General features: G+C 59.2%; 21 protein-coding genes, 1 tRNA gene and 1 pseudogene. 11 read left to right on the forward strand and 12 right to left on the reverse strand.

What is annotated here, in order from left to right; translation table 11 throughout:
• Positions 1-255 (forward strand): annotated as a pseudogene (locus C0V97_RS14395) (transposase); the annotation flags it as partial.
• 80 nt (positions 256-335) lie between these two features.
• Here the strand turns inward: C0V97_RS14395 and C0V97_RS14400 are convergent.
• Positions 336-1,127: an SDR family NAD(P)-dependent oxidoreductase gene (locus C0V97_RS14400; RefSeq protein WP_127103274.1), complete on the reverse strand. Its 792-nt coding sequence runs from the start codon at positions 1,125-1,127 to the stop codon at positions 336-338.
• Between the two features lie 82 nt (positions 1,128-1,209).
• On the opposite strand from C0V97_RS14400, the gene C0V97_RS14405 reads away from it, so the two are divergent.
• Together C0V97_RS14405 and C0V97_RS14410 are read left to right on the forward strand one after the other, a co-directional pair.
• The gene (locus C0V97_RS14405; RefSeq protein ID WP_127103275.1) at positions 1,210-1,791 is read left to right on the forward strand and encodes a hypothetical protein; all 582 of its coding nucleotides are present in this window, start codon (positions 1,210-1,212) and stop codon (positions 1,789-1,791) included.
• Between the two features lie 329 nt (positions 1,792-2,120).
• Positions 2,121-4,406, forward strand: coding sequence for a Hint domain-containing protein (locus C0V97_RS14410; protein WP_127103276.1), 2,286 nt, complete (start codon positions 2,121-2,123; stop codon positions 4,404-4,406).
• Positions 4,407-4,470: 64 nt separating this feature from the next.
• Here C0V97_RS14410 and C0V97_RS14415 read toward each other — a convergent pair whose 3' ends face one another.
• Positions 4,471-5,103 (reverse strand): 3'-5' exonuclease, encoded by a 633-nt coding sequence (locus C0V97_RS14415; RefSeq protein WP_127103277.1) that lies wholly within the window; start codon positions 5,101-5,103, stop codon positions 4,471-4,473.
• 234 nt (positions 5,104-5,337) lie between these two features.
• On the opposite strand from C0V97_RS14415, the gene C0V97_RS18420 reads away from it, so the two are divergent.
• Entirely contained in the window at positions 5,338-5,496 is a 159-nt protein-coding gene (locus tag C0V97_RS18420; protein ID WP_158625437.1) for a hypothetical protein, read from the forward strand.
• 50 nt (positions 5,497-5,546) lie between these two features.
• On the opposite strand, the gene C0V97_RS14420 is transcribed toward C0V97_RS18420, so the two are convergent.
• The 4 genes from C0V97_RS14420 to C0V97_RS14435 all read right to left on the reverse strand — a co-directional run bounded on the left by C0V97_RS14420 (position 5,547) and on the right by C0V97_RS14435 (position 8,474).
• Entirely contained in the window at positions 5,547-6,095 is a 549-nt protein-coding gene (locus tag C0V97_RS14420) for a 6-carboxytetrahydropterin synthase (protein ID WP_127103278.1), read from the reverse strand.
• Positions 6,082-6,783: a 7-cyano-7-deazaguanine synthase QueC gene (gene queC, locus C0V97_RS14425; protein ID WP_127103279.1), complete on the reverse strand. Its 702-nt coding sequence runs from the start codon at positions 6,781-6,783 to the stop codon at positions 6,082-6,084. The genes C0V97_RS14420 and queC overlap by 14 nt, the downstream gene beginning before the upstream one ends.
• Positions 6,783-7,424, reverse strand: a complete 642-nt coding sequence (queE, locus tag C0V97_RS14430) for a 7-carboxy-7-deazaguanine synthase (RefSeq protein WP_127103280.1) — start codon at positions 7,422-7,424, stop codon at positions 6,783-6,785. The genes queC and queE overlap by 1 nt, the downstream gene beginning before the upstream one ends.
• A 69-nt stretch (positions 7,425-7,493) precedes the next feature.
• Positions 7,494-8,474: an aspartyl protease family protein gene (locus C0V97_RS14435; protein WP_127103281.1), complete on the reverse strand. Its 981-nt coding sequence runs from the start codon at positions 8,472-8,474 to the stop codon at positions 7,494-7,496.
• A 208-nt stretch (positions 8,475-8,682) separates the two neighbouring features.
• Here C0V97_RS14435 and C0V97_RS14440 point away from each other — a divergent pair, with 208 nt between their 5' ends.
• On the forward strand, positions 8,683-9,672 hold the full coding sequence (locus C0V97_RS14440) for an MBL fold metallo-hydrolase (protein WP_127103282.1): 990 nt from the start codon (positions 8,683-8,685) through the stop codon (positions 9,670-9,672).
• A 6-nt stretch (positions 9,673-9,678) separates the two neighbouring features.
• On the opposite strand, the gene C0V97_RS18830 is transcribed toward C0V97_RS14440, so the two are convergent.
• The gene (locus C0V97_RS18830) at positions 9,679-9,804 is read right to left on the reverse strand and encodes a hypothetical protein (protein WP_255424187.1); all 126 of its coding nucleotides are present in this window, start codon (positions 9,802-9,804) and stop codon (positions 9,679-9,681) included.
• 181 nt (positions 9,805-9,985) lie between these two features.
• On the opposite strand from C0V97_RS18830, the gene C0V97_RS14445 reads away from it, so the two are divergent.
• Both C0V97_RS14445 and C0V97_RS14450 read left to right on the forward strand, forming a co-directional pair.
• Positions 9,986-10,834 carry an ABC transporter permease gene (locus C0V97_RS14445; RefSeq protein WP_127103283.1) on the forward strand — a complete coding sequence of 283 codons (849 nt, stop codon included), beginning with the start codon at positions 9,986-9,988 and terminating at the stop codon, positions 10,832-10,834.
• 2 nt (positions 10,835-10,836) lie between these two features.
• Positions 10,837-11,601 (forward strand): ABC transporter ATP-binding protein, encoded by a 765-nt coding sequence (locus tag C0V97_RS14450; protein WP_127103284.1) that lies wholly within the window; start codon positions 10,837-10,839, stop codon positions 11,599-11,601.
• A 115-nt stretch (positions 11,602-11,716) separates the two neighbouring features.
• Here the strand turns inward: C0V97_RS14450 and C0V97_RS14455 are convergent.
• Positions 11,717-11,793: transfer RNA gene (locus C0V97_RS14455), tRNA-Asp, on the reverse strand.
• 180 nt (positions 11,794-11,973) lie between these two features.
• Complete coding sequence (locus C0V97_RS14460; RefSeq protein ID WP_127103285.1) at positions 11,974-13,173, reverse strand: phosphatidylinositol-specific phospholipase C1-like protein; 1,200 nt, start codon at positions 13,171-13,173, stop codon at positions 11,974-11,976.
• A 274-nt stretch (positions 13,174-13,447) separates the two neighbouring features.
• On the opposite strand from C0V97_RS14460, the gene C0V97_RS14465 reads away from it, so the two are divergent.
• Both C0V97_RS14465 and C0V97_RS14470 read left to right on the forward strand, forming a co-directional pair.
• Complete coding sequence (locus tag C0V97_RS14465) at positions 13,448-15,790, forward strand: TonB-dependent receptor (RefSeq protein WP_233582194.1); 2,343 nt, start codon at positions 13,448-13,450, stop codon at positions 15,788-15,790.
• A 155-nt stretch (positions 15,791-15,945) separates the two neighbouring features.
• Positions 15,946-16,554 (forward strand): trans-aconitate 2-methyltransferase, encoded by a 609-nt coding sequence (locus tag C0V97_RS14470; RefSeq protein WP_127103286.1) that lies wholly within the window; start codon positions 15,946-15,948, stop codon positions 16,552-16,554.
• 320 nt (positions 16,555-16,874) lie between these two features.
• On the opposite strand, the gene C0V97_RS14475 is transcribed toward C0V97_RS14470, so the two are convergent.
• Complete coding sequence (locus C0V97_RS14475) at positions 16,875-17,606, reverse strand: hypothetical protein (RefSeq protein ID WP_127103287.1); 732 nt, start codon at positions 17,604-17,606, stop codon at positions 16,875-16,877.
• 129 nt (positions 17,607-17,735) lie between these two features.
• Between C0V97_RS14475 and C0V97_RS14480 the strand changes: the two genes are divergently transcribed.
• On the forward strand, positions 17,736-18,191 hold the full coding sequence (locus C0V97_RS14480; RefSeq protein WP_127103288.1) for a GNAT family N-acetyltransferase: 456 nt from the start codon (positions 17,736-17,738) through the stop codon (positions 18,189-18,191).
• Positions 18,192-18,251: 60 nt separating this feature from the next.
• Here C0V97_RS14480 and C0V97_RS14485 read toward each other — a convergent pair whose 3' ends face one another.
• On the reverse strand, positions 18,252-19,943 hold the full coding sequence (locus tag C0V97_RS14485) for a thiamine pyrophosphate-binding protein (RefSeq protein ID WP_127103289.1): 1,692 nt from the start codon (positions 19,941-19,943) through the stop codon (positions 18,252-18,254).
• Between the two features lie 169 nt (positions 19,944-20,112).
• Here C0V97_RS14485 and C0V97_RS14490 point away from each other — a divergent pair, with 169 nt between their 5' ends.
• Entirely contained in the window at positions 20,113-20,595 is a 483-nt protein-coding gene (locus tag C0V97_RS14490) for an Lrp/AsnC family transcriptional regulator (protein ID WP_127103322.1), read from the forward strand.
• Between the two features lie 444 nt (positions 20,596-21,039).
• Here the strand turns inward: C0V97_RS14490 and C0V97_RS14495 are convergent, their stop codons facing one another.
• Positions 21,040-21,807: an SDR family oxidoreductase gene (locus tag C0V97_RS14495; RefSeq protein WP_127103290.1), complete on the reverse strand. Its 768-nt coding sequence runs from the start codon at positions 21,805-21,807 to the stop codon at positions 21,040-21,042.
• Between the last annotated feature and the right edge of the window lie 49 nt (positions 21,808-21,856).

A 21,856-nucleotide genomic window follows, 5' to 3' on the forward strand; every position in this document is an offset into this window, starting at 1 on the left:
GGCTGATCGTGGGTATGATGCCGCTTGGTTCAGGGACGGGCTGGAGGAAAAGGGGATCAGACCTTGCATTCCAGGCCGGAGATCCCGCACGACGCCCGTGAACTACGACAAACGCAAATACCGGCACCGCAATCGTATCGAGATCATGTTCGGCCGGCTCAAGGACTGCAGGCGCATCGCCACACGCTACAACAGATGCCCGACCGTCTTCTTCTCAGCCATCTGTCTCGCCGCTACCGTCTGTTCTGGCTATGAGTCCTGAGCCTAGCCTGCGGGGTGGCACCATGTGTTTCAGGGATCAGTCCTGACAAGCATCAAATAGCCGTATGCCAGGCCTAACCCGGCTGGGCGGCAGACCCTGCCAGAAGTCCCCCGTCGATATTGAATTCCGAACCGGTCACGTAGCATGCCTCGTCCGAGGCCAGCATCACGCAGAGCGACGCGACCTCATCGACCGTGCCGAAGCGCTTGAGCGGTGTATCCGCCACGAGAGCTGCCATGCGGGTTTCACGGTCGGGACCGTCGCCCAGCATGGCTTCCCACATTGGGGTGAGAATGGCGGCGGGGTGGATGGAATTGCACCGTATGGCCCAGTTTCTCTGGGCGGCGTAAAGAGCCACGGTCTTGGTATGATTGCGTATGGCTGCCTTCGAGGAGGCATAGGCCGCCGCTCCCGGTATGCCGACCAACCCTGAGCGGGAGGAGATATTGATGATCGATCCTGTCCCTCTCAGTCCCATACGGCGCAGGGCATAGCGACAGCCGAGAAACGTACCATCCAGATTTGTCTGATGAACGGCGCGCCAGTCAGCAAGGCTGGCATGTTCCGGGTCATGGGGGACAATGTCATTTTCAAACCCCGTAATCCCCGCATTATTCACCACGATGTCCGGGATCGCCCCCGATTTTTCATCCGCTGCCTCGAGCGCGAGCCACTCAGCCTCGTTGCGGACATCGAGCGGGACAAACCGGCAGGAAAGGATATCGGCCGCAGCTTGCCCTGTTTCATGGTCAAGATCGGACAAGAGCACCCTGCATCCTTCACGGATGAAGTGTCGTGCAATGGCAAGGCCGATACCCCGTGCCGCGCCCGTGATGAGAGCCGTTTTTCCGATTAGCCGGGTCATTTTACTGGTTCTTCTTTCCCAAGACGGTGATTCTGATCGTAGTCTCGCTTCGCGCCGATGGGCAGGGGGGAGAAACAGGATCGTGACAGCGCCAGAGAAAGGCACATTTTCAGTTGGTCTGGTTCGGGGTCTGCCTCGTGCAGATTTCAGCGAATGCCATGAGCGTATGATCGCGTCCGGGCCCCAGCGCTGTCTCGACGCCGTCGAACGCTTCCGCACCGAGGACGATGCTTTCATCCGAACCTGCCTGACCCTGCGCGATTTGCCTGGACGTCTGACAGGGGGGAAGAACGCTCACCGTTTTGGTATGGAGAGCTTCACTCCTCTCGGCCGTATCGACAATCACTGGGTAGGTTACGGCCTTGTCGGGCGTTTCTGGCAGGCCGGGTATGGGCTGGCATCGACTGAGCGCACGGCCAAGGCATTTTGGGAGGCCGATGGCAGGGCCTGCCGTCTGCTTCTGACGTTTGCGACACAGCCTGCGTCGGATGGGGTTACGCGGCTCGTGACCAGGACAGAAATCTCCTGTCCTGATCCGCGGGACCGGCGCAAGATGACGCTTTACTGGCTGCTGATACGGCCTGTCAGCGGCATAATAAGACGCCGCATCCTGCGCGCAGTGGAAATGGAATGCATGAGAGCGGATATTCAGAAGGCCTCATAGGCGACGTTAGCGGAAATAAAGTAAGTATAAAGTATCCTTGCGGTAGATTGACGATAAATTACCTGATCAGTGTCTCTGGACGGGGTAATGGGTCGTCGGGGTTCAGGGACGGTTAGTTAAATCACGTCTATATCTCTGACAGGTTTTGCCCATATAATAAGTTTATTCGAAAAATAAATAATTTATGCATCCCTATGCAATCGGTGCAACCCCTTGCGTTGTTGCGCAACATTTCTATATCAGGCCGCGTTGTGCGCCTGAGCTCCGTTTCATGAGGAATCGGCGCCAAGTCCAGAGCAAGTATTCGCAACTATCGCAGAGGTAAGATCTTGGCTATCAGCCGTTCAGCCTATCGCACGACCGTCACCAATGGATCGACCCGCTATGTGGGCGCTGGCCAGACTGCGACCGGTGATGTGGTCTATGGGCTCAATGGCGGTACGGATCATCCGGCCGTGGATCTGGCTTCGGGCGGCGTCATCTCGGCGGCGACGGCACTTTCGGGCGGAGTGATCGCCGCAGCGGCCAATGGGACGACCTATGGCGGGACGGCGTATGAGAGCGGATCCTTTGCCGCCCTGAACCAGGGTGTGGTCGTGAGCGCTACCGTGACCTCGCGCGCCGGGATCGCTGTGGGCAATTTGTCCGGCTATCAGGGTGATCCGGCGCGTGCAATCGCGCCCCATGTCATGAATGGCGGTCAGGCGATCGTCGGGGGTGGTTTTACGGTCAAGGGGCAGAGCTTTTCCGGATCGGGCGTGATCTCGGGCGGAACATTCGACGTGGGTTCGACAGAGCAGCTCGCCAGTGGCGGTACGGATAGCGGGAGCATCATCGGCGGTACACAGATCGTCTCGGCGGGGGGCGTCGCGTTGCGGAGCATCTTCAGCGCAGGCGTGCAGTTGATCTCCGGGGGGCTCGCCTCGAATTCCGTCGTCTCGGCTGGCGGCACTGTCGTCGCGGCGCGGGGCGGTACCGCGCTGACGGTCAGCGTTGGCGCCGGAGGCACGGCCCAGGCACTGGCAGGCGGGGTGATTGTCAATCAGGTCGTGATGGCCAATGCCGTGGCCATTACGGGGTCTGGCGGCGTCGTCAGCGGTGCCACAATCTCTTCCGGTGGGTCCGAGCAGGTGCAGTCTGGCGGCGTCGTCAGCGGTGCCACAATCTCTTCCGGTGGGTCCGAGCAGGTGCAGTCTGGCGGTGTCGTCAGTGGGGCAACGATCCTGTCGGGAGGAAGTCAAACCGTTCAGGGGGGAGGCAGCGTGCAGAATGCTGTCATCTCCGCTGGGGGGTCGATGATTGTTGCTTCCGGTGCGACGATCACCAATCTCGCTATCATTGGCGCCACAAGCTCTTCCGGCCCTGCCGGAACGCTTATCGTAACGCCGGGCGCGGTGCTGAACAATGTGAGCGTCGGCTGGCGCGGTCGTATCGATATCGAGGGACTCTCCTACAAGCCGGGCGGGCGGATCACCGTCAGCAATGGCATCCTGACCGTGACCCATACGGATGGAACAACCTGGTCAACGCCACTGACAGGCAGCTACAAGGCAGGCGATTTCCATCTTGAGGCCGATAGCGACGGCAGCACCAACCTGATTTATGACAGGTGCTTCCTTGCCGGGACGATGATCCGCACACCCTGTGGTGAAAAAGCGGTCGAAACGTTGCAGCCCGGTGACGAGCTCTGCGTCATGGGCGAGGATGGACCGGTCATTCGCAAAATCACCTGGGTCGGTTCCGCCGAGATCGTGGTCGATCCCTCGCGCAGCGATGATAGAGCGGGCTACCCTGTGCGGTTCCGGGCCAATGCGCTCGGGGCGGGGCTGCCCGATCGTGATCTGTTCATCACTCCTGAGCACTGCATCCATATTGGTGGCCGCCTCGTACCAGCACGCATGCTCGTGAATGGCGGCAGCATTGCCTATGATCGCAGCCAGTCGCGCTTCATGATCTATCATCTGCGCACCCAGGATCATGCGATCCTCTGGTCGAACAACATGGAAACCGAAACGCTGTTCGACACGCAGCGTCTGTCAGACGTGGACTTTGCCAGTGGCACTGCGATGGCTGAAACCTCGTGCGCCATGTCACGCGCTGCACCGCTCTGTGTCGAGCGTGCTTTCGTGGAGCCTCTCCACCGGATGCTGGCAGAGCAGGGGGGGGCGGTCGGTTCCGACCGACTCTCACCACCTGAGGAGCTGATACCCGATGGCGAAACCGATCTGCATCTGGTGGCTCCCGATGGGCAAATCATTCATCCGTCCCGTCGGACAGCGGATATGATGATCTTCCAGGTTCCGCCCCTGCTCGAAGAGGTGCGGCTCAGATCGCGCGCCGCCAGTCCCTCGCAGATTGAGGGGCCGTTCATCGATGATCGTCGCGATCTCGGTGTGCTGGTGGGCGACATCCATCTCTGGGACAGCGCCGCGACCCGTCGTATCGACGCACATCTGCAGGATGTCGCGCTTGAGGGCTGGCACGGTCTGGAAGACGGCTCCGTTCGCTGGACGGGGGGCAATGCCCTCCTGCCGCTTGGCGCGCGTGAGGGGGGGAATTATGCTGTTCTTGGCATTCGCCTCAGGGCAGCCGGCCCGCGTCGAAGCGCTGCCTGAGGCGCTGCCCGCGTGGCTGGCGGGCGAGGCGCGCAACTCGCTCCGTCGCTGATGCCCTGCCACGCTAGCGGAAAAGCTGCTCCTGACGATGCACGTCCCGGCGCAGGTCCCGGCCTGCTCTGAGTGCTGTGCCGCGCCGGATGTGGCGCGCCTGGGTCAACTGTAGAAGGTCCTGGGGGGGGGAGAGAGCGAGCTGGCGCCTGAGGATATGTGCCGTGACATAGGCGTCGGGACCGGCCCGATGGGCCGGGGAGGCCAGCTTTCTGTCGAGATCCAGGGCCAGCCAGTAACGCAAGATCTGATTCGTATGGCGCGGCGCTTCCGGCCAGAGCTTCTGACCGATACGCAGGGTGCAAAGCCAGGGAAGGCCACCAGTGATCTCGTCAGTCAGAAAATGGCGTTCGAAGGCGATGTGATGGGCGGCGAGCATGTCGGGGAGCGGAGCCCGTCTTACTTCTGCTTGCAGGATTTCAGGGTCTGCATGAGGCATGTCAGGACTGAAATCCTCGTCCATAAGATGATGTACCGCCTGGGTCTCGGGCGAGAGCGTCGCTCTGGGGCGGAAGAGCCGGGTATGGATGGGCTCGACGCGCCATTGATCATCCTGCAGGACCAGATCGACCGACCCGAATTCGATAACTTCGGAAGCAGCGGGGTGCGCGCCTGTCGTTTCGAGATCAATAACACGTAGACGCATGGAATCACTCAACTCTTTCTTCTGCTACAGAACCTGGCTTCATTTGAGACTGCTCACAGTGAATACCCCAAAGGTGAGGTAATATTTGTAATCGCCAGATGAGCAGGTGAACCAATCGGTGTGCGGCACGTTTCAGAACCATACGGAACACGCCTGGAGTCATGCCTCATTCTTTCATGACGTTGCCAGATTGAGGCCATGTTCCTTTGTTGTTTTGCAGGAAAGGAGAAGGTCATGAGCAATAATTCGACTTCCCCCCGGAGTGAAATCCTCACCGAGAACGAGGCCGCAAAGGTGTCGCCGCCCCCCCCTCGTGACGTGAAGACAGACCACCACGGTGAATTCCGCGTTCATGTCCAGCTTCTCGGCCAGGAATGGTCCCAGAAGCATTGATAATGGCCTCCCTGGCGGTCATGCCAGGAGAGAGCGCTATCACGTGGACATCAGCGCGAAACGCCCAGATCTGAGATCGTATGATCGGCGCGGTGCCACCAATACTCGCTGGGTGCTTTTGGCATGAGCGGCAAGCAGGCGTCAGGACCATCGCGCAGAATCACCGTGTTGGTGGGCGTCTCCTGCAATGTCAGGCTGGTGCAGCGTAACATGTCGCCATCCGCGATCAGAAAAGCCTCCAATTTGGCGTAGAGCAGCGCGGCCAACAGTTCGGTGGTGGGATCGCCCGGTGTGACGACCAGACGGTCGAGCCGATGAGGCTCATGATCGCGAAACCAGTCAAGAAGCGGGTCCGCAGCAGAAATCTGAAATGCGTGATCGAGGCGGGTATCCACGAATGCGTGCCAGCGCACCTTGGCCTCGGCGAAAGGGACTACCATATTGCGCCCGCCATCAAGGCGATGTGGAAGCCGCGCCTGCAAGGTGACAGTGACGAACTCGTTATGCCCATGAGGGATTGCGCAGCGTTCCGAGCTGCCATCGATCAGGCGATGACCCATACTGAAGCGGCGTGTGAAACTGAGTTCAGGTGCTGACATAGCTCGACCATCCCTTGGCGCGCAGATCGCAGGCAGGGCAGGCACCACACCCATAGCCCCACTCATGAAGATGTGTGCGGTCCCCCAGATAGCAGCTATGGCTCTCTCGATTGATGAGCTTCACGAGCGCACTGCCTCCAATCCGCTCTGCGAGTCTCCAGGTTTCAGCCTTGTCGAGCCACATCAGCGGGGTATGCAGGACGAGACGGGTTTCCATGCCCAGATTGAGCGCAACCTGCAACGCCTTGATCGTATCGTCCCGGCAATCGGGATAACCCGAATAATCGGTCTCGCACACGCCGGTCACGATGTGACGGGCATTACGGCGAACGGCGAGCGTGGCGGCAAAGCTCAGGAAGAGCAGATTACGGCCCGGAACGAAAGTGGAGGGTAGCCCGTTCTCGTTCATCTCGATGGCCGCTTCTCGGGTGAGCGCGGTGTCCGAGATCTGGCCCAGAACCGACAGATCGAGCGTATGGTCCTCGCCCAGACGGTCCTGCCAGTCAGGACGCGCCGAGATCATGGCGCGACGCAGGGTTTCTCGGCATTCGAGTTCGATCGCGTGTCGCTGCCCATAGGCGAAGCCCAGTGTTTCGACATGGGCATAGCGGTTCAGGGCCCAGGCCAGACAGGTTGCAGAGTCCTGACCGCCGGAAAACAGGACGATCGCCGTATCATCGGAGGGCATCAGGGGATCCCGATCAGCTTGTGGGTTTGCAGCGACAGGCGCCAGCGCGGATGCGACAGACAATAGGCGACCGCTTTCTCGGTATTGGCGATACGATCCGGCCCATCCATCGGTTGCAGCCAGAAATGATCAAAATCCCAGCTCTCAAACAGCGCCGGTGGCAGGGCTTCCTGCGGATAGACCAGTTTCAGTTCCTGACCGCGACACTGAATCAGCCTGCTCTGTGGCTTCGGGCTGACGCAGATCCAGTCGATTCCCTCCGGCACCGCGATCGTGCCGTTGCTCTCGATAGCGATCTCGAAACCTGCCTCATGCATGGCGGTTATCAGGGGAGGATCAATCTGTAACAGGGGCTCGCCCCCAGTGAAGACGACATAGCGTCCCGCAGCCTCACCAGCCTGCTCTTTCCAGCAGGCGAGCAGCCTTGCAGTCAGGGCGGCGGCATCGGCAAAGCGTCCCCCTCCAATGCCATCGGTCCCTACGAAATCGGTGTCGCAGAACTGGCAGGCCGCTCTGTGGCGGTCCTCCTCGCGCCCGGACCACAGGTTGCATCCGGCAAAGCGACAAAAGACGGAGGCGCGCCCGGCATGGGCACCCTCCCCCTGAAGTGTCGCGAAAATTTCCTTCACGGCGTAAGACATGCCTCGGATGTCGGCGAGCACTGCGCCCGATGCAAGCGAAAAATACCAAATTTTCGCGTCTCCGGTGCTCTACTGCGGCAATGTCGGCGTCTCCTTCGGTATTTCCGAGATATGCTGGACATACATCTCCCCTCTGGTGGTGACCCAGAGACGATGCTCTTTGAGGAAATCTGCGCCGAAGAGGGCGTAATCGAGGTCATCGCTACTGAGGATGAAGACTTCCGGATCGTAAATCGTGAAATCGCCCAAGGTCAGGGATTTGAAACGATGATGCCAGGCCGTGACCTTGTCACTGCCAATGGCCTTGAACTGCGTATCGGAACGATCCTGCGCGAGCATGGCATCCGTCACACCCAGCCTGCGTGCAAAACGCAGGGGCAGGATTGTCCGGGAGGCCCCTGTATCCAGTACTGCCTTGATCGGCTTGCTCCCATCGATGGAGATGGTCAGCCCAATTTTCATCGTGTCGAGATCGCTGGTAATCCCCACGCGATGAAGGGGGCCTTTCCAGAGCGGTGCAGGCAAGGGGCAGCGTCTCATGTCCAGAAGCTGCATCTCGTGATGGGGCATGTCCATCACGAGATCGCTGGCCAGGAGAATCTCTGCCCCCAGCAACCCGACAAGGGGGGGAAGCGGTGGACGGAGGGTGGCGAAGACAGAGGATGTGACCGCAAAACCGTGATTGGTATTCGTGGCCCCCCCTAAGCCGATATCGTCTACCTGCGTCACGTTCTGGAATTCAGTCCCTTTGGCACCCGTCACCCGGACATAGCCCGACGCGAGTGTGAGACCCAGCATGTCGATATAGCGGTCGCTCAATACGCTGTTGAAGGCGCCCGTATCGACCTCGAACAGGACAGGGTGGTGATTCAGGCTGGCCCTGACCACGGGAACGTTATGCAGGGAATAAAGAGGCATCCGGCCGATCGTGCCGATCTCGCACCCCTTATCGGGAGACGGGGTGTCGCAGCCGGCAATAAGACCGAGCGCGGCCATCGCGATCACCAGTAAGGCAGGTCGTCGAGGGCGCAGAATAGGGGACCGGGGCATAGTACACCTTCCTGTCTGTCAGCATGATTGCCGGATGATCGTCTGCCCGTGACAAAAAACGCCAAGCATATCAGACACGGAGGTACCAGCATGCGGGCAAATACACTGACCGGGCAAGGGCACGTCTTGCCCTTGGAGAAGGTTGCCGATACGCCCGTTGGCAGCATGGATTGCGCCCAGCAGGAGGAGAGACCCCGTGATTACCCGAATGAAATCTTCCTGGCTGTTGACCGGTTTGCTGGCTCTTGGATTGGCGGCGTCCTCTCCGGCCATGGCGAAGGCTTTCGATGTGACCATTCTGGGCGCGCATGGCGGGCTCGATGACGGAAATCTCAGTGCCTATCTCCTGCGCGAGGAGGGAGCGCAAACGGGCGTGCTCCTTGACGCTGGTACGGTTCTGAATGGCGTGGACAAAGCCGATCAGGCCCACGCTTTCGTGTCCATTGCCGGGGCGGGCACGCTAGGCTATGCCCGCTCGGGCCGAATCGTCCATCAGGTGATCCAGGGCTATCTGCTCAGCCATGCCCATCTCGACCATGTCGCTGGGCTCGTGGCCATCTCGCCGGATGATCCGGGTAAGCCGCTCTATGCCTTGCCTTCTGTGAACGCTGTCCTGCAGGAGGATCTGTTCAATCATCGTGTCTGGCCCAATCTGGGCGATCGCGGGGTCAAGCCGGCACTGGGGTTGCTCCATTATCATGATCTGATACCCGGCCAGTCCATGGCTCTGGCCCATACCGCTCTGAGTGTCGAGGCCTACCCCTTGAGCCATGGGGGCGTGGAATCGACGGCCTTCCTGCTCCATTCAGGCCAGGATGCTCTGCTCTATCTGGGTGATACCGGCCCTGACGCGCTCGAGGCAGGGCACAGGCTCGAAGCCCTGTGGTCGCATGTGGCGCCTCTCATCCGCACCCACAGGCTGCGCGGGATCATCATTGAATGCTCCTACGACAATTCCCGGCCCGATACGCAGCTCTATGGTCATCTGACACCACGCTGGCTATTGGCAGAACTTGTCGCATTGCGCGCCAGCGCCGGGGTGTCGATGCGCGGCTTTCCCATACTCGTCGCACATATCAAGCCGCGTCTGAGCGAGGGCAAGAGCGCTGAGGCGCTCATCGGGGAAGAGCTGCGCGCCGGTAATGACGAAGGGTATGCGTTCACCATTGCCCGACAGGGGGCTGTCTGGCGGCCCTGAGAGCCACTACTTCTCCGGGGGATCGAAGAGACTGGACCGTGATATCTTGTGCACCAGCAGAGCGGCAAAAAGCGGACCGATCGCGTAGCCTCCGGATACGAACACAAGCATGAAGTAATCGGCGCCGTTCATTTGTGCTTTCCAGCCTGCCGTCGGGGCGCGCACTCTACACGCAATGCCTGCGTCAAATCCATCGATCGGTCCGAGGATGTTTTTTGCGTGCTGAACGGTTCCCCTGAGCCGGGGGCTCTTGGAGGGGCGTGCTCGACAGGCTAGAGCTTTGGCCAAGATCAAGCGAAGAGCGAGAAGCAGGATGACAAGCCACGCCAGGAGAAGCAGCCGAGACGGGGTTCTCGATCTGTATCCACATGTGGGGATCGGGCGTTTCAAGGCCGCCCTGGCCGATCTCTCGGTCGGAATACGGCTCTTGCCACTCGCGCTTACCCTGGGCTGGCTCGACATCAAGATGCGCTACCGAGGCTCGATGCTCGGCCCGTTCTGGCTCACCATTTCCACGGCGGTCATGGTCGCTGCGCTCGGCGTTCTCTATGCCGAGCTTTTCAATATGGTGATCAAGGATTATCTGCCTTTTCTAGCCCTATCGCTGGTGCTCTGGGGATATATCTCGACCCTCATCGGCGAGAGCACCACGGTCTTTGCCAATGAGTCCCGTCTCATCCAGTCCGCCCGCATGCCGTTCAGCCTCTTTGCGCTTCAGGCAATCACCCGCAATCTGCTCGTCCTTGCGCATAATGCGGTGGTGGTGATCGCGGTTTTCGCCATCTTCCATGTCGTGCCGCATCATCTCTGGACGGTGCTGCCCGCCCTTGCGCTGTGGATCGTGGACAGCGTTGCGATCCTGCTCTGCCTCGGCCTGCTGGGCGCCCGGTTTCGCGATATTCCGCCTATCGTCATGTCCCTGCTTCAGGTGTTCTTCTTTGTCACGCCCATCATCTGGCGTCCCGAACTGGTTGGAACGCTGGCCGGATGGATGCTGATCAATCCGTTCTATCCGCTTCTGGCCATCGTCCGGGCGCCGTTGCTGGGCGAAATGCCCGCCCTGCTGATCTGGGAGGCGGCACTTGCTCATAGTGCAGTCCTCATCGTCTTCGCGATGCTTGTCTTTGCCCGTTTCCGCGCCCGTATCGCTTATTGGGTTTGATCATGACCAGAGTTTCCGTCGATCGCCTCTGTCTTCATTTTCCGGTCTATCACGCCGAGAATCGCACGCTCAAACGCTCCATGGCCAGGACGCTCGCGACACGTTCCAGCCATCGTGCGGGGAGCGCCCTTGTCGAGGATTCGCGTCATCGCGTCACCGTGGATGTGTTGCGTGATATCAGCTTTTCACTCGAGAGTGGCGAAAGGCTCGGACTGGTCGGGGGGAACGGTGCGGGCAAGACCACGCTGTTGCGCGCTCTGGCTGGTATATATGAGCCCGTATCAGGGCGTGTGCGCATACGGGGCTCGATTGGCACGCTGCTCGACACCCAGCTTGGGATGAACATGGAGTTGACGGGCATCGAGAATGTCCGCCTGCGTTGTCTGTTTCATGGGATGGGCAAGGCCGGTACGGCCCGTATTCTCGAAAATGTTGCCGAATTTGCCGAGCTTGGTGATTTCATTGCCATGCCAGTCAAGACTTATAGCAGCGGCATGCTCGTGCGACTGGCCTTCGGCCTCGCGACCGCAATCACGCCCGATGTGTTGCTGATGGATGAATGGTTCATGGCGGGCGATATCACCTTTCTCGCCAAGGCCAAGGCGCGTATCGAGGCTCTGGTGCAGGAATCGGATGCGCTGATCATGTCCTCACATCAGCCCGATATCATGCGCCGGTGGTGCACGCGCCTGATCTGGCTTGATAACGGCAGGATTCGTATGGATGGCCCTACCGATATCGTGCTCGACGCCTATCTGGCGGGGTGAGGGGCGCCACAAGGGAGCGCTCTTTCCCTCAAAGGAGAGCGCGCTTCCGGGAGGCCAGCAAAAAACGCCACCAGAGGTGACGACATGCGACGGTTATATTTTTCTCGGAATAAAATGGCGCGAGTGACGGGGCTCGAACCCGCGACCTCCGGCGTGACAGGCCGGCGCTCTAACCAACTGAGCTACACCCGCATGAAGCATTTTCTGCTTCAGCAACCGCTTCGGAGAAGGTCGTAACGTCCTCGTCTTCGGTGAAGGGGGAACTACCAGTCTCCCTCACCTTTGGCAACAGGGCGGTGCTGTTTTTTTTCATTTTTCTTGCCGGACTCCCTTCGCGCCCGCTCTTCCGCACGACGGGGCCCAGCTTGTAATTCAGGTGTGGGAGGGCTCCAGAAGCATATCGCGACAAGAAGCCGGGGCGTTGATCGGGTTACATCGGGCGACGAGCCCCTTGCCGAAGCCGACCGAGTAACCGTGCCATGGGGCAGGTTCGAAAGCCGGGTAATCCGTGCTGATCAGATGGGCGCCGGATTCGAACGCGACGTCCCGGCGATCAAGCGCATTCTGCCTTGCCTCGATCGTATTTGCATCGGCCCGTGTCCGTACCAGATAGCCGCGTTTCACCAGTGCCGGAATCGTGGTCGCAGCGGCCTTGTTGTCTACAGCATCGCTGCCATTTCCCTTGGCGCCGATAAAGCCCTCATTGACTTCCGTAAATCCACAATCCGGATCGCCCGGGCGGGCATTGGTAAACACGATTCGATTGCGCAGGGCAGGATGGCCCTTGACGTAGCGCGCCGTATCATGCGGCCGGTCGAACACGAACACGATCTTGCCTCGGGCCTGGGCGAGGCTGGGCCAGCCATGGCTGCGCACCCCGTCATCGAGAGTCGGAGCATTGCCACGCACATCGTCCGGTGTGATCAGCGCTGCGCGACCGAAGACGGCAACCAGTTCCGCATCGAGGCGGTCATAGGTGGCAGGTGTGAAGACTTCAGGCTTGGTAAAATCGATTTTTCCGCCACCAAACGGAATATCCTGCTTGGTCTCGAGATCGATGAAAACCGGTACATGGCCCGGATGCGCGTCGGACCATGCCTTGACCTGCTCCAGACAGGATCTGAGAGGCTGGCAGCTCGACCTCTGATCGATATCGACGATATGCATCACCTTGAAATCCGTACCCTGCATGGCTTCGGGAGCTGTGGGGTCGGCATCGGGGGTAAGACCTGCCTTACGCTCCCATTCCGGTCCCTTGGGGTGGGCGTAGCGCCCGCCCTGGGTGTCGGCGTAGATATCGATCTCGAGCTGGCGTACCCCGTGATCGAGCTGTGCCGTCAGCGTGTCATGGTGATAATCAAGCGCGATGGCTGCCTGGGGCGACAGCTTGGTGAGCCATTGCAGCGTTACCGGTGAGATGTCGCGCCGATAGGAGTTGTGTGTGCCGATCACCTGAATCTGGTTGAGATGCACGCTGTCATCCATGGCCGCATTCTGAGCACGCGCATGGGGCAGGGAAAGGAATATGAGTCCTGCCAGCGAGGTCATGGTGAACAGGCTTTGAAGTTTCATCGCGCAATCCTGAAAGGGCTTGAGTAATGGGCCGGATCAAAGAACATCCATCTGGAATTCACCAGACGAAATCCATGATTCATAAATAGTTCACCCGATTGAATTGAACGCGAAACAAATAATCCACGGATCAATCACAACCTGCGTCGCTGTGCCTGTGTAAAAGCGCGCGAACACCGCTCGACAGGGATGGTCCGCCTCTTATGGCTCGCTGAGAGTCAGAAAGCTTCGCGAAAGCCATCGCAGGGAATGCGGCGATGACGGAGTTGTTCAGTTGAAGCAATCGACGATAAGAAGCGGGCTTTCTCTTCTGATTCCTGCCCTCGCGCTTTTGGGGGAATTCCCGGCAGTGGCCGCCAGAAACGACCATATGGTTGCCCCGCGAAAATCCATCAGCGCCCCTGTGGCGCGTGAGAAACGTCTCGAGCGGATCAGTATTCGCGAGAAACGCAGGGTTATAGGCGGCGGGTTGATGAAGACCCAGACCAGCCCTCGGGCGACAAGCGAAGTGACGCAGGACTATATTGCCAGGCAGGCCCCAACGCTGAGCCCGACCAGCCTGATTGCAAGCCTGCCCGGCGTGCAGGCAGGGAATGAATCGCCGTTGAGCACCCAGTCTGAAACCCTGCATATCCGGGGACTGGACCAGACGCAGATCGGCTTCGTGTTCGAGGGTATTCCGGCCGCAGATGTCTTCAGCTACGCGCCCTGGAATGCGGCGATGGTCGATAACGAAAACCTCGCCTCGATCAGCGTGACGCAAGGTTCGGTCGATCTGACAGCGCCTCTTTATAATGCCGATGGTGCTCAGGTGAGCATGAAAGCGCTGCGCCCTTCCGACAAGGCAGGCGGCACGCTCTCTCTAGGGGGTGGTACGCATAGCCTGCAAAAGGAATTCCTGCGTCTTGATACGGGCGAAATCGGGCATAGTGATGTCCGGGCCTATGCTTCCTTCTCCCATTCCTCGGCCAATCTCTGGCGTGGCCCCGGCGATGTCGCGCGATATCATGTCGACGCCAATCTGGAAAAACGCTGGTCGAAGGGGAATGTGAGTGACGTGATTTTCGGCTATAATCAGGGCCGACAGACCATTTATCGCTATCCCAATCTCGCACAATGGCAACAATACGGAACGGGCTTCAATTACACGGCGCCCTACACGCCCGGCAGCTATACCTATTACAAGCTCAATGAGCGCTTCACCAACGTCGCCTTCGGCACGATCCGCAATGATTTTCGTCTTGGCGGTCACTGGTTCCTGCATGTCACCCTCTACGGGATCAGCCAGATGGGGCCGAATAATTACGGCATGGCGGTACCGACGGCCAATGGCTATATCGGCACACAGCGCTACGACTATCTGGATGGCTATCAGGGTCAGAACCGTACGCTTCTGGTGCAGAGCGTTCACCCCTGGGAGCAGCGCAGTTCGGGTGTGACTGCGTCTCTCGACTGGAAGACGCGACACAACACGCTCACCTTTTTTTACTTCTATTCCTACGCCGATCATCAAGAGCGTCAGGATCGCTTCGCGGTGGGTGATGATGGCTCGGTGACGTGGAAAGACCCGCTCACGGCGAATGGGCGTCTGCTCACGGGTTATGACATCAACCAGACGCAGCAGCTCAACGCACTCGGGTTTGACGACAAGCTCAGCTTCCTGGCTGATCGCCTGAATTTTGACGCTGGGTTCAAGGCCACCATGGTCTCACGCATGACCTCGCAGAATGTACCAGGAGCGTCTCCCTATAAGGTGTCCCCCAATAACTTCATTCCGACGCCGCAATTTCTGGCCAGTTATCAGATCACGCGCAAGGATCAACTCTATCTGAATGCGACGACATCCTATCGTCTGCCCGCTGGCTACTCCGCCTATGTTCCGGCCTTCGGCAATACGTCACCCAGCCCGACCACCATCCCACCCAATACTCTGCAGCCGGAATATTTCATAGGTGAGGAACTGGGCTATCGACATCATGCCCGCATTTCGGTTTCTGTCGCCGGTTTCCATTATAATCTGACCAATCACCAGATCAGCAGCCTGGCGTATCAGCCGGGGAGCACAATTCTGGTCAGTAGTCAGATTGCCGCAGGAGGTGAGGAAGCCTGGGGCATCCAGGCCGAACTGGCCACGCGTCCCTCGCATCATCTGAGCGTCTACTTGTCGGGCCAGTATCTGCGCACGCGGCTCGGCAATAATGTCAGTGCGGGGAACGATTATCTACCGACCAGGGGAAAATCGGCTCCCGGCGCGCCGAAATATACCGGAGCCATTGGCCTGACCTATGATGACAGTCTCTGGTTCGGCAATTTCAATCTGCGCTATCAGGACTCCCAGTCCTCTACACTCATGAATGACCAGAGCATTCCTGCTTTCGTCACAGCCGACCTCTCCATGGGGCGCAAACTGCCTGATCTCGGGACACGTGTTCATCCGCGCGCCATGCTGAACCTGATCAATCTGGGTGGGGCAAACTATCTTTCGGGTCTGGGCGGGTTCGGTATCAGCGCCCAACCACGCACGGGTATCTTCGGTAACAAGGTGGGGGCGTCCAGCCCGGTTTTTGTCGTCGGTTCGGCTTTCACGGCCATGGCGTCACTGGCTGCAGATTTCTGAGCGTGAGGCGGGCTTTGCTCCGCGCACTGCGAAAGGGATGTCGTTCCTGGGAAAACCTGTTCGCGGTCGCTCAAACGGGATGGTCCACGCACGAAGCTGTGTGCAGAGCGGCGGTGTTTTCGTTCTAATACAAAGGCCGTTTCAGGGGAGGGATCATGGATACGCGTCACGCCTATTGGGACCGGGTCTATACTGAAAAGCCGGAGACGGCGGTTAGCTGGTATGAGCTTTGTCCAGCTTCGTCTCTCGACCTCATTCTCCGCAATGCTCCTGCGAAGGGGAACGTGATCGATATCGGGGGTGGAGCCTCGTTCCTGCCCGACCATCTGTTTGAGGCCGGTTTTGACGAGGTCACGAGCCTCGATCTTTCCGCTGTGGCGCTTGCTCGTGTGGCCCGTCGTCTCGACCGCTTTCGGGACCGCCATCGCTGTATCGTGGCAGATGTCACGCAGTGGTCGCCCGACAAGCATTATGATGTCTGGCACGACCGCGCAGCTCTGCATTTTTTGACCGAGCCTGAAGACCAAAGGCGCTATGGCGCTGCCCTGCGGTCCGCGCTCGCGCCGGGCGGTATCGCCGTTATTGGCGGCTTCGCCCCGAACGGGCCTTCGCGCTGCTCAGGCCTGCCCGTAATCCAGCATGACAGCGCGTCCTTGTTGGACATGCTCGGCACAGAGTTCAAGTTGCTGGAATCCATCGAGCATCTACACGAAACCCCAGGGGGGTCGAAACGAATTTTTTGTTTTTCTGTTATTTCGAAATAAAGATATACAGAACGTCTATTATCCTCTGATTCGATCGCATATTTTTTCTATAAATCTGAATTTTAATACGGGTAAAATCGAGAAAATTTAGTTATTATGCAATATTTATAAATGTCATTTATATTTTTTTATAATCTCGCTAAGGGGCGCGATTGGCCTCAACTATAGGTGAGTTTTGTTTACTCAAGTTTCATCATCCGCACCACGGGACTGATCGCAACGGGCTAAGGCAGGCGTAGAGTGCGTAGCCGATGTTTGGCCAAAATCAGAAGATCTCGAACGATCGAGCTATAACTTCTGTCGTGGAGTCATTGGGATGACTACCTTGGGTCTTGCGAAAAGCCATGTTTTTTAAACAAGGTTTTAAGAATGGTGCGTCGCTGTTCGCCCTGCAGTGTGTCCGCATCTATGGCCCAGAATGAAAGATGAGGCATGTTTATCACAGGAATGCGTCGTCCGGCGATCGTGCACACTCCAGAATGAATTTTCCATGCGGCGTGATGCGCCTCGTAAAAGTTAAAAAAGTCTGCGTTGATGCCCCGTCGGAATGCGTTGCGGCTACCATGAGTCAGGATTATTCTTGGATGAATTGCCTGCACGAAGAGTTCATGGACGGGGCGGCATTGCGCGATGGCAAGTGTAAAATTCTCGTGCAAACGCAGATTGCGCGAACGGGTGAAGACCAGATTACTCGCAGCAACGCTGCGGACTTCCAGCCCCATCATTACGAAAAGCATTTGTATCCGGCGCTGTAATGGTGCCTCTCCAGGGCGCAAGGTTTTCGGGGGATCGCGCCATGATTGGTCCAGAAAAGCGTTCAAACCAGATCGGCTTGCCGCAAGTGAATGTCCCAAGGTTCCATCGGGGGTACTTTCGGGGCTACCTCCGGGATTGAGCCCGAGAAAATATACTGGGCCCGATTTTAGAGTTGTGACATCGCTATAAAGGACCGCGCCTGAGGCATCGAGTAGTGAGTTTTTCCCATGCGAGGCCTGAGAGGCCAGGTAGGCCTCAGCTTGATCGAGAACGGCGTGCGGTTGGAGATTGAACATCGGATGGTGATCCTGAAGCAGAGCCGTATCTTGGGATGCAAGGCGAGAAGAGGGCATGGACCTCGTTGCAGTCCGGCTTCACTATCCTGTCCTGGAGCAGTTTAGGCAATGCGAGGGGCATATCGAGAGATGGACATCGGGACTGACGATCTTTCCAGCGAGGAAACGCGGGCTCTTCTTGCCGTGCATCTGGCTGGCATGGCCGAGAGTTCGCCCGAGGCGTTCCGGTTCGCACTTGATCTGTCCGGTTTGATGGTACCCGAGGTGACGGTGTGGTCTGCACGCATCGACGGGCGGGTTGCAGCGATCGGCGCCCTGAAGATCTTCGGTGAGGGGGTGGGGGAGGTCAAATCCATGCGCACCCATCCCGATTTTCTCGGGCGGGGGGCAGGGGCAGCGATTCTCGCTACGATTATCGCCGCGGCCAGGGCGCACGGGCTGAGATGTCTGAGTCTTGAGACCGGTACGGCCCCCTCCTTCGCGGCCGCGATAAGGCTCTATCGCCGAAGCGGCTTCGAGAGCGGCCCGCCTTTCGGTCCCTATCAGGCGAGCCCCCACAACCAGTTCTTTCACCTGACACTCTGATACCGGGCACGAGGAACTGGCCGCTTTGGAGGAACGAGGGGTGACCCCTCGCGTGGCGTGTTATCGGCTGATCATGATCTCGATCAGATTCGCCTTGCCGCTCGCAATTCCCGCCTGAATGGCAGGCGCGATATCACCCGCGCGAGTCAGGCGCTGGGCGGGCAGGCCCATGGAGGTGGCGAGGGCCTGATAATCAATGATGGGGTTGACAATATCCATGGCGATGAAGCGGCCTGTCTGGGCGGCGGTATAATTCTGCTGGCCGCGCATGAAGTTTTTCAGGACATTATATTCGCAGTTATTCATGACCACGAAGGTAATGGGCAGATCTTCATGGGCTGCTGTCCAGAGCGCCTGGGGCGAATAGAGCGCTGCACCGTCGCCCACGAGGCAGACCACGGGTTCGCGCTTCAGTCCTAGCGCGCAGCCGACAGCGGCAGGCATGCCCCAGCCCAGCGCCCCACCGCGCAGAAAGGAATACTGGGCGGGATCGTTGCTCTCCAGAAAGCTGCGGACAAAGCCTGATGTCGCGATGGCTTCATCGACGATCGGCGTGTTCGGCCCAATGGCGCGCACTGCCTCGCGCGCGGCGAGGATCGGGGGAATGACGGCTTCGGAGAGGGCATCATCGGCGCGACGATGCAGTGTGGAGCGTTCCGTGGCGCGCTTCATAGCCGCGTCCCGACGCAAGCTCGCATAAGCGGCGCTTTGGGCGCTCGAGGCGTTTTCGATCAAAGGCTGAAGAGCCGTGAGGGAGGCTTTCAGATGGCCGCAGGTCGAGAGGGTGGTGGGGTAGGTGCGCCCGAGATCGTTCACATCGGAGGAAAGCTGATAGACGGTGCAGCCCTCGGGAATGGCCGAGCCTTCGGTGTAGAGAATGGTGATGAGCGATTTTCCGCCAATGGCGAAGATGGCGTCATAGTGAGAGAGTGCCTCTGCAATGCCGCGCGCCGTTGTGGGCAGATTGCCGCGCCAGAGCGGATGCGCCGTCGGAAAGGGCACGCGTGATGGCCAGGACGACCCATAGACGGGGGCGCCGAGTGTCTCTGCCAGCGCAGCCGTCTCGGCAGCGGCCCGACTGGCATGGATTTCGTCACCGGCGATCAGGGCGAGCCGACCGGGAGCGATGGCAGCGAGAGCGTTTGCGAGATCGGGCAGGGCGCCTGCGATGGCGTTACGGTCGATGCGCGAGGGGGCGCCGGCGCTGATCGTGCTCATCTTCTCCATCACGTCCATGGGCAGGGAGAGAAAGACGGGACCGGAGGGCGCCGCATCGGCATCGTGAAAGGCGCGGCGCACCAGCGTGGGAAGTTGCTCGGCCGACGCGACTTCCTTGCCCCATTTGACCGCGGGCTCGGCAATTTTCAGCAGATCGCCGAAAAGCAGCGGGTCGGTTACCGCATGGCGCAGATCCTGCTGGCCCGCCGTAACGACGAGGGGCGTCTGGGAGACATGCGCATTCAACAGATTCCCCATACCATGGCCGAGGCCACCGGCGGTATGGAGATTCAGGAAGCCCGGCTTGCCAGCGGCCTGTGCGTAGCCATCGGCCATGGCCACGGCGCTCGCTTCCTGCAGGGCGAGGATATAGCGGATATCCGGACGACGCAGCAGGCTGTCCATCAGCGGCAACTCGGTGGTTCCGGGATTGCCAAAGATATACTCGACCCCTTCACTGGCGAGAATTTCGAGCAGGATATCCGCACCGCTGCGGGCTTCGAGGGCGCTTGTTCTGGCAAAGCTAGCTGTCATGGTCTGGATCCTGTGGAGAGGCGTTTCGTTCGGGGAGCGCCTCAAGTCTGGAATGTCCCGCTGACCGCACGGTATCATGCTTAACGCTGATAAAAATTGCGTTTTCATGGAGATTAATCCCATGAATATGCATAAGTTATGCGCTAAAACCTGATAGGGTGAGATGCTGATGCTCGAAGATCTGGACGCGATCGACCGCCATTTGCTGCAGCTTCTGCAAAAGGATGCGTCGCGATCCACGGCGGAGCTGGCTGAGGCGGTCGGGCTGTCACAGGCACCATGCTGGCGGCGCATCCAGCGGCTCAAGGATGCCGGGATCTTGCAGAAACAGGTCTATCTGGTGGATCGGAGGAAGATCGGGCTGAATGCCCAGCTTTACGCGCTGGTGAAGCTGACGGCCCATGCGCGCGCCAATCTGGCGGCGTTCGAAGAGGCTATCCGTGAATTTCCCGAGGTACAGGATTGCTATGTGCTGTTGGGTTCGGTCGATTTCATCCTGCGTATCGTGACGCGCGATATCGAATCCTATGAACAGTTCTTCCTGAAAAGGCTGGCCCTGATCCCAGGCATTCAGGAGGTCAATTCCATGGTTGCGCTGTCGGAAATCAAGCATACGCTTGAACTCCCCATTGAGCGCCTTACCCCCAGCTAGCGGGATGCGGGGAGATCTATGTCCATCCGGTCGGTGGCCAGGCCAGAGCCCCGAGCAGCCGCACCGGCAGCGAGGCCGCAACGACAAACAGTGAAATGGTCGGCGCGCACAAGCCGGACAATGGATTGCTATGTCCGGGTCGAGTGGCCGAGAAATCGAGCTTGCCCTGCCCCGGGTCGGATAAGTCCGGGATTGTCCAATGGGCAATACCCTTGGATAGCGTGTGCAACAGACCCGCCGCCTGTTTGACGGTCTTTAGGTTGAGCCCTCAACCTCCCGGCGGTGCTGCTATAGGTGACCCTCGGACGGCTCCGATAAGAATCGCCACGGGCGCGTGGCTCGAACGGGATTCTCGCCGATCAGCAGGGCACCCATGAACCAAAAAATCGGGATCAAAGGGGCCAACGCCCCTTTGCGGGTTTCAGGGCAGAGCCCTGAACCTTTTTACCAGCAGCAAAATCCCCCATCCACCAGAAGATCGACCCCGGTGCAGAAGGACGCAGCGCGAGAAGAGAGGAAAATTGCCGGTCCGACCATCTCGCGCGGTGCAGCGATGCGGTTCATGGGGGTGTCGTTTTCGAAGACCTTCACACGCTCTGCCCATTCGGGGCGGGTATTCATGGGGGTGGCGGTATAGCCTGGGCTGATGGTGTTCACACGGATGCCGCGCGTGGCCCATTCCATGGCCAGGCTTTTGCTGAGATGGATGACGGCGGCCTTGGAGGCATTGTAATGGGCCTGCATCAACCCGCGATTGACGATCACGCCCGACATCGAAGCAATATTGACGATCGACCCGCGGCCATTGGCCAACATGGCGCGCCCTTCTGCCTGAGAGGAGAGGAAGACGCCGGTCGTGTTGATATCGAGCACGCGCTGCCACTGGTCGCGGTCCATTTCCTCGGCAGGGGCGGCATTGGCAATTCCTGCGGCGTTGACGGCAACCGAGAGCAGGCCGAGCTCGGACTGGGTTGCTGCGATAGCATCGGCCAGGCTGGTTTCGTCGGTGGCATCGCCGGTGCAGACCAGGGCGGCGCGCTTGAGGCCGCGAATACGGTCGGCGGTCTCATCAAGTCCCTTGCGTGAGCCGGGAAGGTCGAAACAGGCGACCGAGGCGCCAGCCTCGGCGAGGCCGATGGCAATCTGCTGGCCGATGCCGCTGCCTGCGCCGGTCACGAAGGCGATGTCGCCGGAGAGATCGAAAAGATCCATGGAGATATCCAGTCTGAGTGAGGGCGGCGATTTCGTGATCCGCCCTGTG

This window comes from Asaia sp. W19 (genome assembly GCF_003994335.1).
Taxonomy (GTDB): Bacteria; Pseudomonadota; Alphaproteobacteria; order Acetobacterales; family Acetobacteraceae; genus Asaia.